At 73.5% G+C, this 12,270-nt stretch carries 12 protein-coding genes; 7 read left to right on the top strand and 5 right to left on the bottom strand.

Features of this window, described 5'->3' with window-relative positions; all coding sequences use genetic code 11:
- Positions 1–166 precede the first annotated feature (166 nt).
- A complete protein-coding gene (gene phoU, locus ACTMS0_RS10010) occupies positions 167–820 on the top strand; it encodes a phosphate signaling complex protein PhoU (RefSeq protein WP_441154868.1) in 654 nt (217 codons plus the stop codon).
- Positions 821–876: 56 nt separating this feature from the next.
- Here phoU and ACTMS0_RS10005 read toward each other — a convergent pair whose 3' ends face one another.
- Positions 877–1,644 (bottom strand): phosphoglyceromutase, encoded by a 768-nt coding sequence (locus ACTMS0_RS10005; protein WP_441154867.1) that lies wholly within the window; start codon positions 1,642–1,644, stop codon positions 877–879.
- A gap of 159 nt (positions 1,645–1,803) precedes the next feature.
- Here ACTMS0_RS10005 and ACTMS0_RS10000 point away from each other — a divergent pair, with 159 nt between their 5' ends.
- Complete coding sequence (locus ACTMS0_RS10000) at positions 1,804–3,159, top strand: MDR family MFS transporter (RefSeq protein WP_441155158.1); 1,356 nt, start codon at positions 1,804–1,806, stop codon at positions 3,157–3,159.
- Positions 3,160–3,245: 86 nt separating this feature from the next.
- Complete coding sequence (locus tag ACTMS0_RS09995; RefSeq protein ID WP_441155157.1) at positions 3,246–4,565, top strand: MFS transporter; 1,320 nt, start codon at positions 3,246–3,248, stop codon at positions 4,563–4,565.
- A 386-nt stretch (positions 4,566–4,951) separates the two neighbouring features.
- On the opposite strand, the gene ACTMS0_RS09990 is transcribed toward ACTMS0_RS09995, so the two are convergent.
- On the bottom strand, positions 4,952–5,131 hold the full coding sequence (locus tag ACTMS0_RS09990) for a hypothetical protein (protein ID WP_441154866.1): 180 nt from the start codon (positions 5,129–5,131) through the stop codon (positions 4,952–4,954).
- On the opposite strand from ACTMS0_RS09990, the gene ACTMS0_RS09985 reads away from it, so the two are divergent.
- The gene (locus ACTMS0_RS09985) at positions 5,124–6,350 is read left to right on the top strand and encodes a hypothetical protein (RefSeq protein WP_441154865.1); all 1,227 of its coding nucleotides are present in this window, start codon (positions 5,124–5,126) and stop codon (positions 6,348–6,350) included. The two genes, ACTMS0_RS09990 and ACTMS0_RS09985, sit on opposite strands and share 8 nt — an antisense overlap.
- Positions 6,351–6,435: 85 nt before the next feature.
- Here the strand turns inward: ACTMS0_RS09985 and ACTMS0_RS09980 are convergent, their stop codons facing one another.
- On the bottom strand, positions 6,436–7,014 hold the full coding sequence (locus ACTMS0_RS09980; protein WP_441154864.1) for a YbjN domain-containing protein: 579 nt from the start codon (positions 7,012–7,014) through the stop codon (positions 6,436–6,438).
- A gap of 45 nt (positions 7,015–7,059) precedes the next feature.
- The gene (mshA, locus tag ACTMS0_RS09975) at positions 7,060–8,409 is read right to left on the bottom strand and encodes a D-inositol-3-phosphate glycosyltransferase (RefSeq protein ID WP_441154863.1); all 1,350 of its coding nucleotides are present in this window, start codon (positions 8,407–8,409) and stop codon (positions 7,060–7,062) included.
- 170 nt (positions 8,410–8,579) lie between these two features.
- On the opposite strand from mshA, the gene ACTMS0_RS09970 reads away from it, so the two are divergent.
- Together ACTMS0_RS09970 and ACTMS0_RS09965 are read left to right on the top strand one after the other, a co-directional pair.
- Positions 8,580–9,344, top strand: a complete 765-nt coding sequence (locus tag ACTMS0_RS09970) for an SDR family oxidoreductase (protein WP_441154862.1) — start codon at positions 8,580–8,582, stop codon at positions 9,342–9,344.
- Between the two features lie 5 nt (positions 9,345–9,349).
- Entirely contained in the window at positions 9,350–10,153 is an 804-nt protein-coding gene (locus ACTMS0_RS09965; protein ID WP_441154861.1) for a class I SAM-dependent methyltransferase, read from the top strand.
- 75 nt (positions 10,154–10,228) lie between these two features.
- Here the strand turns inward: ACTMS0_RS09965 and ACTMS0_RS09960 are convergent, their stop codons facing one another.
- Positions 10,229–11,323 carry a UDP-N-acetylmuramate dehydrogenase gene (locus ACTMS0_RS09960; protein ID WP_441154860.1) on the bottom strand — a complete coding sequence of 365 codons (1,095 nt, stop codon included), beginning with the start codon at positions 11,321–11,323 and terminating at the stop codon, positions 10,229–10,231.
- Between the two features lie 70 nt (positions 11,324–11,393).
- On the opposite strand from ACTMS0_RS09960, the gene ACTMS0_RS09955 reads away from it, so the two are divergent.
- A complete protein-coding gene (locus tag ACTMS0_RS09955) occupies positions 11,394–12,155 on the top strand; it encodes a maleylpyruvate isomerase family mycothiol-dependent enzyme (protein WP_441154859.1) in 762 nt (253 codons plus the stop codon).
- Positions 12,156–12,270: the final 115 nt, after the last annotated feature.

The following is a 12,270-nucleotide window of genomic DNA, read 5'->3' as shown; positions in this document are numbered from 1 at the left end:
GCCCAGAACAGGACGAATCCCTCTCGCTTCGGGGAAAGTTCACTGTTACGTCCGGCTTCGTTCACCGGGGTTCATCTGCGGTCCGCCCGTCCCGCCTACCGTGGGGCGCGCACCTGACTACCACCCCGCCGGCACCGCCCGGCGGCACCGACCACAGGACGTGATGATGCGCGAGGAGTTCCGGGCCGATCTGCAGCTCGTCAGCCAGCTGCTGGTGGACATGGCGGAGGGGGTCCGCGCCGCGATGCGGCAGGCCACCCGCGCCCTGCTCACCGCCGACCGGGCGGCTGCGGAGACGGTGATCCAGCGGGACGCGGAGATCGACGATCTCTACCGCCACGTCGAGGAGCGGGTGTGCGACCTGCTCGCCCGGCAGGCCCCGGTCGCGTCCGACCTGCGCATGATGATCACCGCGCTGCACGTCGCCGCCGACCTCGAGCGCATGGGCGACCTGGCCGACCACGTGGCGAAGACGGCACTGCGACGGCACCCGTCGCCGGCCGTACCGGCGGAGCTGCGGCCGATCTTCACCGACATGGCCGGCATCGCCGACCGGATGGGCGGGAAGATCGCCACCGTGCTCGCCAAGCCCGACGCCGACCTGGCGGCCGAGCTGGACCACGACGACGACGCCATGGACGACCTGCACAAGAGCCTGTTCGGCGTGCTGCTCGGCGACGACTGGCCGTACGGGGTGGAGACCGCGATCGACGGGACCCTCCTCGGGCGCTTCTACGAGCGCTTCGCCGACCACGCGGTCAACGCCGGCGAGCACGTCGTCTACCTGATCACCGGCGAGACGACGCCCTCCGCCGGCTGAGCCGCGACGCGCGACGGCCCCCGGTCCGGGTGGACCGGGGGCCGTCGTCGCATCCGTCAGCGGCCCTGGTTGGCCACCGCGGCGGCGGCCGCCTTCGCCGCCTCCGCGTCCAGGTAGGTGCCGCCCACCTTGTGCGGCCGCAGCTCTGAATCGAGGTCGTACCGCAGCGGGATCCCGGTCGGGATGTTCAGCTTGGCGATCTCCTCGTCGCTGATCTGGTCGAGGTGCTTGACCAGGGCGCGCAGCGAGTTGCCGTGCGCCGCCACCAGCACCGTCCGGCCGGCCAGGATGTCCGGCACGATCGAGTCGTACCAGTACGGCAGCATGCGCTCGACGACGTCCTTGAGGCACTCCGTCCGCGGCATCAACTCGGTCGGCAGCAGCTTGTAGCGCGGGTCGCCGACCTGCGACCACTCGTCGTCGTCCGCGATGGGCGGCGGCGGGGTGTCGTACGAGCGGCGCCACAGCATGAACTGCTCCTCGCCGTACTCGTTCAGGGTCTGCTTCTTGTCCTTGCCCTGCAGGGCGCCGTAGTGGCGCTCGTTGAGCCGCCACGACCGGCGCACCGCGATCCACTGCCGGTCGGCGGTGTTCAGCGCCAGCTCGGCGGTGTGGATCGCCCGGCGCAGCAGGCTCGTGTGCACCACGTCCGGCAGCAGGTCGTGCTCGCGCATCAGCTCACCGCCGCGGCGCGCCTCCGCCTCGCCCTTGGCGGTCAGGCCGACGTCCACCCAGCCGGTGAAGAGGTTCTTCGCGTTCCAGTCGCTCTCGCCGTGCCGCAGCAGGACCAGCGTCCCGACGGTAGGCCCTTCGCTAGCAGTCATGCGGGTCATCCTGCCCCACCGACCCGCCGCACGCGCGCGAAGGGTCGTGACGACCACCACGTGGAAAATCCGGTGACCACCGCCCGGCGGCGGCACTAGGTTGTAAGGCGCTGGAGTGACGCCGGTCATTACGAATACGGGGGCGCCGACGTGCGGACGATGCGGGGTTGGTTACGGGACACCGCCGGCGGAATGCCCAGGACCTTCTGGTACCTGTGGGCCGGCACCCTGATCAACCGGCTCGGCTCGTTCGTCCTGGTCTTCCTCGCCATCTACCTCACCCAGGAGCGGGGCTTCTCCGCCTCCCAGGCCGGCCTGGTGCTGGGCCTCTGGGGCGTCGGCGGCGCGGTGGGCACCACCGTCGGCGGCACGCTCACCGACCGCTGGGGCCGCCGGCCGACCCTGCTCACCGCCCACCTCGGCGCCGCGACCATGATGCTGGCCCTCGGCTTCGCCCGGGACCTGTCGACGGTCGCGCTCGGCGCCCTCCTGCTCGGCCTCTTCGCCGAGGCGGCCCGGCCCGCGTTCGGCGCGATGATGATCGACGTCGTCCCGGAGAAGGACCGGCTGCGCGCCTTCTCCCTGAACTACTGGGCGATCAACCTCGGCTTCGCCTGCGCCGCCGTGCTCGCCGGGATGGCCGCCGAGGCGGGCTACCTGCTGCTCTTCGTGGTCGACGCGGCCACCACGCTGGTCACCGCGCTGATCATCTTCCTCAAGGTCGGGGAGACCCGCCGGCCCGTGGTGGCCGCCACCGGGCGGCCGGCCGCACCGGCCGGGGCGCTGCGCACCATCCTGACCGACCGGATCTTCCTCGGCTTCGTGGCGCTGAACCTCTTCTCCGCGCTGGTGTTCCTCCAGCACATCTCGATGCTGCCGATCGCGATGGGCGACTCGGGCCTCTCCCCCGCCACGTACGGCTCGGTGATCGCCCTGAACGGGGTGCTGATCGTGGTGGGCCAGCTCTTCGTCCCGCGGCTGATCAAGGGGCGCAGCCGCTCGCACGTGCTCGCCCTGGCGGCGGTGGTGATGGGGGTCGGGTTCGGCCTGACCGCGTTCGCGGGGACCGCCTGGTTCTACGGCCTGACCGTGCTGATCTGGACCGTGGGCGAGATGCTCAACTCCCCGTCCAACGCCACCCTGATCGCCGAACTCTCCCCCGCCGAACTGCGCGGTCGCTACCAGGGCGCCTTCTCGCTGTCCTGGCAGGTGGCCGGCGCCGCCGCGCCGGTCCTCGGCGGTCTGGTCCGGGAGCAGGCCGGCAACACCGCGCTGTGGCTGGGCTGCGCCGTGATCGGCGGGCTGATGGCGGTGGCGCACCTGGTCTCCGGACCGGCCCGCGAGCGCCGCGCCGCCGCCCTGCGGACCGCGACCGCGCCGGTGGTCCCGGTCGTCGCGCTCCAGCCGCCCGCACCGGAGGCGGGCGAGGCCGCGGCGACCGCGCCGGCCGAGCCGGTCCCGGCCACGACCGGCGGGGGTACGCGCACCACAACGGTCACCGCCGACGAGGCGTGACGCGCGACACGCTGGCGCGGAAGGGTTGACCTTCCTACGGTCGGGAACAGTTCGTTTAGGAAACAAAACTGTTCGGAGGGCACGTGCTGCGCCGCTGGCTGCACGACACCGCCGGCGGGCTCCCCGCCACGTTCTGGTACCTCTGGGCCGGTCTGCTGATCAACCGCGCCGGCGCCTTCGCCATGCTCTTCCTCTCGCTCTACCTCACCGAGGCCCGCGGGGCGAGCGAGGGCCTGGCCGGAACGATGGTCGGGGCGTACGGGCTGGGTGGAGCGGCCGGCGTGCTGCTCGGCGGGGTCCTCGCCGACCGCTGGGGGCGGCGGGCCACCCTGCTCGCCGCCCACCTCGGTACGACCGCACTGATGGTCGCGCTCGCGTTCAGCCGGCATCTGCTGCTCATCGCCGTTCTCAGCGCCCTGGTCGGCGTGGCCCACTCGATGCCCAGTCCCGCCTTCGTCGCGGCCATCGTCGACGTGGTGCCCGAGGAACGGCGGTCGCGGGCCTTCAACCTCCAGTTCTGGGCGTTCAACCTCGGCATGGCAGTCGCGTCGCTGCTCGCCGGTGTCCTCGCCGAGGCGAGCTTCGTCGCGCTCTTCCTGGTCGACGCCGGGGCGACCCTGATCGCGGCGCTGGTGATCGCCGTAAAGGTGCCCGAGACGCTCCCGGACACCCGCCGCGCCCGGCGGGCCGGGTGGCCGGACCGGGCTCGGCAGGCGGGCCGGGCTCGGCAGGCGGACCGGGCCGGCCGGACGGACCGGGCCGGGCGGGTGCGGCGGCCGGGGCTGCACACCGCGCTGACCGACCGGGTGTTCCTGATCTTCGTCGGGCTGACCTTCGTGCTGGCCGTGCTGACCATGCAGACCTCCACGATCATGCCGCTCGCCATGCGCGCGGACGGGCTGCGTCCCTCGGCGTACGGCGCCGTGATGGCGCTCGGCGGCGTGCTCATCGTGGTGGGGCAGCTCTTCGTGCCGCGGCTGATCGACCGGCACCGCAAGGACCACGTCCTGGCCGTCTCGACGGCCCTGCTCGCGGCGGGCTTCGCGGCCCTCGCCGTCGCCGACGACCTCTGGGTCTACCTGGTCGCGGCGGTGGTCTGGACGGTGGGCCAGATGCTCGCCGCCCCGCCCAACGCCCAGATCAACGCCGACCTGGCCCCACCCGAGCTGCGGGCCCGGTACCAGTCGGTCTTCTACCTCGCGTTCCCGGCGGCGTCGTTCGTCGCGCCCACCCTCGGCGGCGTGAGCCTCCAGTACCTCGGCGAGCGGCACTGGCTGATCGTCGGCGCCCTGGGCCTGCTCGCCGCCGGCTGCCACCTGCTCGCGGGCCCGCCGCGCGAGCGCCGCGTCGCCGCCCGGCGCCGGGCCACCGAACGGCCGGAGCCGGCGCTGGCCTCCCGGAGGTGACCCGGGGCGCCGCGCACACGAAACGCCCACCACGAACAGGTCGTGGTGGGCGTTCGCGCGTATGACCGGCGGCGGCGGGCGGCACTCACCCCCGTAAGCGGCGCCCGCTCGCGCCGCCGGTCCAAACAGGTGGCCACCGTCCCCCAACGGTGCTGGTCCACCCGTCCCCCGCGCCTCGCTCGTTGCACGGATCTGATCGATCCTCCGCTCCCCCGAACGGAACCGAGCGCGGCACGGTGCAATAAAGTTAGTTCGCCCGGATTGCGGATTCAACCTGAACCGGCTGTCTCGCCGGTCACATCACCGGTGTCCCACCCGGTGTCACCGCCGTCACGGGTCTTCCCTGTGGCCAACAGCGCATACCCGCCGGCCATTCCCGCAAACACTCAGGCATCCTCACGATCGGGTGACTCGGTCCGGAAGAAGTTGCTCTGCCGGCCGTCCCGCATCTGCTCCTGGTAGATCAGGTTCAGCTTCCGCAGGTCGAAGGTCCGGAACCACTCGTCCCACGTGATCTCCCGTACCCGGCTGCTCTCCCGGTAGCCCGGCATGTTGAACGTGAGCACACCGGCGCGGCCCTCGCGCTCCGTACCCGCGATCGTGGCCGGCCTCGCGTTGCGCTCCTGCGCCCACCGCCGGATGACGTCGTGGTTGGCGGTGACGAGGCTCCGCCCGGGACGCTCCGGCCGGTCGGCCGGCGACGAGATGACCTGCGACGACCGAGCCGAGCGCGACGTGAACCGCCCGGTCCGTGTCGCCGTAGCCCCGGCGCCGGTCGGGGCCGCCCCCGCCTTCCTCGCCGGCGCTGCCTTCCTCGCCGCGGCTGCCTTCTTCGCGGGCGGCGCCTTCTTCGCCGCCGCTGCCTTCTTCGCCGCCGCTGCCTTCTTCGCGGGCGGCGCCTTCTTCGCCGCCGCTGCCTTCCTCGCCGCCGGCGCCTTCTTCGCCGCCGCTGCCTTCCTCGCCGCCGGCGCCTTCTTCGCCGCCGCTGCCTTCCTCGCCGCCGGCGCCTTCTTCGCCGCCGCTGCCTTCCTCGCCGCCGGCGCCTTCTTCGCCGCCGCTGCCTTCCTCGCCGCCGGCGCCTTCTTCGCCGCCGCTGCCTTCCTCGCCGCCGGCGCCTTCTTCGCCGCCGCTGCCTTCCTCGCCGCCACCGCCTTCTTCGCCGGCGCGGCCTTCTTCGCCGGCGCGGCCCTCTTCGCCGCCACCGCCTTCCTCGCCGCCACCGCCTTCTTCGCCGGCGCGGCCTTCCTCGCCGCCACCGCCTTCTTCGCCGGCGCGGCCTTCTTCGCCGGCGCGGCCTTCTTCGCCGGCGCGGCCCTCTTCGCCGCCACCGCCTTCTTCGCGGGGGCCGCCTTGCGGGCGGCAGCCTTCTTTGCGGCCGCCTTCCTCACGGCGGCCTTCTTCGCGGGCGCGGTCTTGTTCGCCGGCGCGGCCTTCGCCCGGGACGGTGCCGCCTTCGCGGTACGCCCGGCCGCCTTCTTCGTCGCCGCCGCGCGGCCCGCCGACGCCCTCGTGCCGGCCGCCCGCCCCGCGGGGCCGGTGGCCGTCCGGGCCGCCCCGCCGCCCCGCCGCGCCGACCGCAACGCCTGTGCCAACGTCTTCACCAGTTCCGGCTTGCGCAGCGCGGAGACGCCGGACACCCCGTGCCGGCGCAACCGCCCTCGAATCTCGTCCACTTTCATCCGCGAGATCGCGGTTTCGGAGATCTGCGGGGTGTTCGGGGTCTGGTTCCCCGCCTGCCGTTTGCTCCGGGTCGCAGTCCCGCCGCGACCTGAGCTGCTTCGCTGAGCCATGGGACGCTCACGCTCCTCGACAGTCCGTCCTCGGCACGCGGCGGGTCCCAAGTGCCGCACCGCGCGGTGCGGCATACCCGTCAGGACCGGTCCGAACCTCCGGCGGCCGATCCGGTGCCGGCGGCGGGCGATCCGGTGCCGCCGGCGGCCGGTCCGGTCCCCGCAGCCGAGGGCTCGAAGAGGTGCGCGAAGGCCGCGAGGTTCGCGGTGGATTCGCCGCGCTTGACCCGCCACTCCCATTCCCGGCGGATCGACGTGCCGAAGCCGATCTCCAGCATGGTGTCGAAGGACTCGTCGGCGTACGTCAGCACCGCACCGAGCAGCCGGTCCAGTTCGTCGGCGTCGACCCCCGCCGGGTTGACCCGACCGGTCAGGTAGACATCGCCGACCGCGTCGATGGAGAAGGAGACCGCGTACATGCGGGCGTTGCGCTGGAGCAGCCACGCCCAGAGTTCGTCGCGGCGCTCGTCCGGCTGGCGCATCACGAACGCCTCGATCCGCAGGGCGTGCTCGCCGACGATCAGGTTGCAGGCCGTCTTGAGCTTGTGTGTGCCGGGCAGGGTGACCGCATACGAGTTCGGGCCGGTGGACTCCCAGGCCAGGTCCCGCTCGTCGCAGACCGACTCGATCAACGCCCCGAGGTCGCTCTTGCCGCTCATCGCCCCCACTCTACGGTCGCGCCGGCAGACCCGCGCGGCGCCCGTTCACCAGGAGCAGGTGGCGAGTTCGGACGTCAGACGGGCGCGGTGTTCGGACATCGCCTCGCCGTAGACGTCCAGCAGGCCGGAGACGGTGCGGTCCCAGGAGAAGTTGCGGGCGTGTCGTTCCGCGGCCCGGGCCAACTCCGCCCGGCGGCCGGCGTCCGGCAGCAGGTGCGCGAGCGTACGGGCCCAGTCGACCGGGTCGTGGCTGCCGACGAGGACACCGCTCACCTGGTCGCGGACGGCGGTGACCAGGCCGCCGACCGCAGCCGCCACGACCGGCGTGCCGCAGGCCTGCGCCTCCAGCGCCACCAGACCGAAGCTCTCGTTGTACGACGGCACCGCCACCAGATCGGCGGCCCGGTACAGGGCGGCCAGGGCGTCACCGGTCTGCGGCGGCAGGAACCGTACCCGGTCGGTCACGCCGAGCGAGGCGGCCAGCTCGATCAGCGCGGTCGGCCGGTCGAGCCCGCTGCCGCTGGGGCCGCCGCAGATCACCACGGTCAGCTCACCGGCCAGCGCGGGATCCCGCTCCCGGAGCGCCGCCACCGCGCGGATCAGCACGTCCGGTGCCTTGAGCGGCTGGATCCGGCCGACGAACGCCACCACGTACCCGTTCCCGGGCAGGCCGAGCCGGCGGCGGGCGGCGAGCCGGACCAGGTCCCGGTCGCCGGTGGCGGGCCGGAACCGGGCCAGGTCCACGCCGGGCTCCACCACGGCGACCCGGGTCGGGTCGGCGTCGTACCGGTCGATGAGGTCGCCGGCCTCGACCTTGGTGTTGGCGACCAGGCGGTCGGCCTCGGCGACGACCTGCTCCTCGCCGATCACGCGGGCCTTGGGCTCCGGCCGGTCCCCGGCCGCGAGCTGCGCGTTCTTCACCTTGGCGAGAGTGTGCGCGCTGTGGACGAGCGGCACGCCCCACCGCTCCTTGGCCAGCCAGCCGACCTGGCCGGAGAGCCAGTAGTGCGAGTGGATCAGGTCGTAGTGGCCCGGCGGGCGGGAGGCCTCGGCCCGCAGCACCCCGGCGGTGAACGCGCAGAGCTGACCGGGCAGCTCCTCCTTGGTCAGCCCCTCCAGGGGGCCGGAGGTGATGTGCCGGACATGGACGCCGGGCATCATCTCGACCACCGGGGGCAGGTCACCGGAGGTGGCCCGGGTGAAGATCTCCACCTCGACGTCCGCCTCGGCCAGCCGCCGCGCGACCTCCACGATGTAGACGTTCATGCCGCCGGCGTCGCCGGTGCCCGGCTGGTGCAGCGGCGAGGTGTGCACGGAGAGCGTCGCGATGCGGCGGGGCCGCGGCCACGGACGGGCACCTCGCTGACGACCGACACCGGTGTGCTGTTCCGCCACGTCCGCTCCCTCTGTCACGGTTGTTGCCGTTCCGCACGACCGGCGCCTCTCGGTCAACCTCCACGCCGGATGTCATCTTCCCGATCGGGGATCGGTAATGCCTCCCGGCGTTCCCGGGCGTGACGGACCTCATCGCGCCACCGGCCCCGGCCGGGGGTGAGAATGAGCGGATGACCTCAGTCGCCGTCGTCACCGGAGCGTCCAGCGGGATCGGTGCGGCCACCGCCCGCCGGCTCGCCGCCGAGGGCTTCCACGTGCTGGCCGCCGCGCGGCGTACCGACCGGCTCGCCGACCTGGTCGCGGAGATCGCGGGCGCCGGGGGCTCGGCCACCGCGGTGGCCTGCGACGTCACCTCCGACGAGTCGGTGGCCGGGCTCGCGGCCGCGGCCGCGGCGGCGCCCGGGCCGGTCACCCTGCTGGTCAACAACGCCGGGGGTGCGCGCGGCCTGGACCCGGTGGAGACCGGCTCGGTCGGCGACTGGCAGTGGATGTACGACGTGAACGTGCTCGGCACCCTGCGGGTGACCCAGGCGCTGCTGCCCGCCCTGGAGTCCTCCGGCGCCGGCACGATCGTCGTCGTGTCGTCGACCGCCGGCTTCACCGTGTACGAGGGCGGGGGCGGCTACGCGGCCGCCAAGCACGCGCAGACCGCCATCGCCGGCACGCTGCGCCTGGAGCTGTGCGGCCGGCCGGTCCGGGTCGTCGAGATCGACCCCGGGATGGTGAAGACCGACGAGTTCTCACTGGTCCGCTTCGACGGGGACCCCGACCGCGCGGCGGCCGTCTACGCCGGGGTTCCCGACCCGCTGGTCGCCGACGACGTCGCCGATTGCATCGCCTGGTGCGCCACCCGGCCGCACCACGTCAACATCGACCGGTTGGTGGTCCGCCCGCTGGCGCAGGCCGCCCAGCACAAGGTGCACCGGGTCGGCTGAGTGTGATGGCCGGGTCGGTGCGGCGTCCATTGGGCGTCGTCACCCGCGGCACGACCAACCCCAACCGGCTGCGCCGGGTGGACAACTGGATCGTCGACGCCTGCGGGGAGACCGTACGGGCCGCCGCCGACCCGCTGGTGGTCGACCTCGGCTACGGCGCCACCCCGGTCACGGCCGTCGAACTGCGGGCCCGGCTGGCCGCCGCGGTCCGCGCCGACGTGCGGGTGGTCGGGCTGGAGATCGATCCGGTACGCGTCGCCGCCGCCCAGCCCGCCGCCGACCCGCCGTGGCTCACCTTCGCCCGGGGCGGCTTCGAACTGGCCGGGCTCCGCCCCGCCCTGGTCCGCGCGTTCAACGTGCTGCGCCAGTACGACGAGAGCGAGGTCGCCGGCGCCTGGGCGACGATGACCGGGGCGCTCGCCCCGGGCGGCCGGCTGGTCGAGGGGACCTGCGACGAGCTGGGCCGGCTCGGCTCCTGGGTGCTGCTCGACGCGGACGGACCGCGCTCGCTGACCCTCGCGGCGAAGCTGACCACCCTGGAGAGCCCCGCCCAGTTCGCCGAACGTCTCCCGAAGGCGCTGATCCACCGCAACGTCGACGGCGAACCCGTCCACGCCCTGCTCACGGCCCTGGAGACCGCCTGGCGGTCAGCGGCCCCCTACGCCCCCTACGGGCCCCGCCAACGCTGGCTGCGGACGGTGACCGCAGTCCGCGAGGCCGGCTGGCCGATCCTCGACCGCCCCCGCCGCTGGCGCCACGGCGAACTGACCGTCCCCTGGCCCGCCGTAACCCCCCACCGACCCCGTTGATCATGAGGTTGGCGGCAGTGAAGGAGATCCACATCGCCGTCAACCTCATGATCAACACGGGCCGGGCCCCCGCGGTTACAGAGTGCAGTTCACCAGGACGGGTTCGGGGTGCAGGGTCACGCCGAAGCGGGACTCCACGCCGTCGCGGATCTCGCGGGCCAGGGCCACCAGATCCGCGGTGCGGGCGGTGCCGCTGCGGTGGGTCAGGGCCAGGGTGTGCTTGGTGGAGATGGTGACGGCGCCGTCCGGACCGGGGTGGCCCTTGCCGAAGCCGGCCTTGTCGATCAGCCAGGCCGCGCTGACCTTCACCGTGTCCCCGGCTCCGGGCCAGGACGGCGGCTCACCGACGTCGGCGGCCCGCTCCCGCAGGCGCTCGTACGCGGCCCGGTCGAGCACCGGGTTGGTGAAGAACGACCCGACCGACCAGGTGTCCGGGTCGGCGGGGTCGAGCACCATGCCCTTGCCGGCCCGCAACCGCAGCACGGCGGCACGCGTGTCGGCCAGCGGCACCCGGTCACCCACCTCGACGCCGAGCGCCCGGGCCAGTTCCGCGTACCGGATCGGGCCGGACAGCGGCGACCGCGCGAGCCGGAAGTCGACCGACAGCACCACCCACCGGTCGCTGTACTTGAAGATGCTGGACCGGTACATGAAGCCGCAGTCGGCGGCGGTGATCCGGTCGGTGGTGCCGGCCACCCGGTCGTAGACCTGCACGCCGGTGATGGTCTCCGCGACCTCCTGCCCGTACGCGCCGACGTTCTGGATCGGGGTGGCGCCGGTGGAGCCGGGGATCCCTGAGAGGCACTCGAGGCCGGACCAGCCGTTGGCCACCGTGGCGGCGACGAATTCGTCCCACGGCTCGCCGGCCTCGACACGTACGGTCACGATGTCGGCGTCCTCCGCGACGACCTGGAGGCCTCGGGAGCGGACCAGCACCACGGTCCCGGGGAAGCCGGCGTCACCGATCACCACGTTGCTGCCCCCGGCGAGGATCAGGATCCGCTCGTCTCGCTCACCCGCCTCCCACACGGCGCGGACGATCTCGTCGGCGGTGGTGGCCGTGACGACGCGGGTCGCCAGGCCGCCCAGGCGCAGTGTCGTGTACGGCGCCAGGTGGCACTCGGCGTCCCGTTCGGCCCCGGTTGTCGGTTGGGTATGGACGTCTGACACGCCCTTCACCCTAGGCTGAGGGGTAGCCGGGGCGCCCACTGGTGGCCCGGTCACCCCCGGGAGGATGGCGATGAGCAGACTGCACGGCACAAAGGACTTCTGGATCGGGGCGCTCCGGGCGGAGGGCCGGGCGTTCGCCGCGGCGGTGGCCGAGGCACCCGCCGAGACGCCGGTGCTGTCCTGCCCCGGCTGGACGGTGACCGACCTGACGCTGCACCTCGCCGGGATCTACCGCTGGGTCCACGGCATCGCCGGGACGTCCGCCACCACCGCACCGTCCGGCCGCGCCCAGCCGGTCGAGCCGGGTCCAGGCGAGACCCCGCTCCGACTCTGGCAGCAGGCGTACGACCAGCTCATGGCCCGCTTCGACACGCTCGACCCGGAGGCACCGGCGTGGAACTGGGCGCCCCAGCCGAAGAAGGCCGGCTTCTGGCCGCGCCGGATGGCGCACGAGACGGCGGTGCACCGCTGGGACGCCCAGCTCGCCATCGCCGCCGGTGAGCCGGTCGAGGCGAAGCTCGCGGCCGACGGGGTGAGCGAGGTGCTGGACACCTGGCTGCCCGCCGGGCGGCGCCAGCCGGGCGGGCCGTGGCACGGGGTGGTGCACCTGTCGGCTCCCGACGCGGCCCAGGAGTGGTTCCTGCGGTTGCGCGGCGAGGGCGTGGCCCTGCTGGACACCGCGACCATCCTCGACCACGACGACCACCACGCCCGGGTCCAGGTCGTCGGCACGGCCAGCGACCTGCTGCTGGCGCTGTGGGGCCGGGTCAGCTTCGACACCCTGACCGTGGCCGGCGACCGCAACCTCCTGGGCGGCCTCCGGGTCGGCTGACCCACCCCACCCCCCGCCCCGCCCCCGCCCCCAAGAGGCGCACTTTCGCGGAAAGAGTGGCTGTTCGCGCCGGAACAGCCACTCTTTCCGTGTAAGCGGCCTGTTGCGGCACGGG

Origin of the sequence: Micromonospora sp. H33, assembly GCF_052068455.1 — a bacterium.
GTDB lineage: Bacteria > Actinomycetota > Actinomycetes > Mycobacteriales > Micromonosporaceae > Micromonospora.
This window is presented reverse-complemented; position numbering and strand designations above follow the sequence as displayed.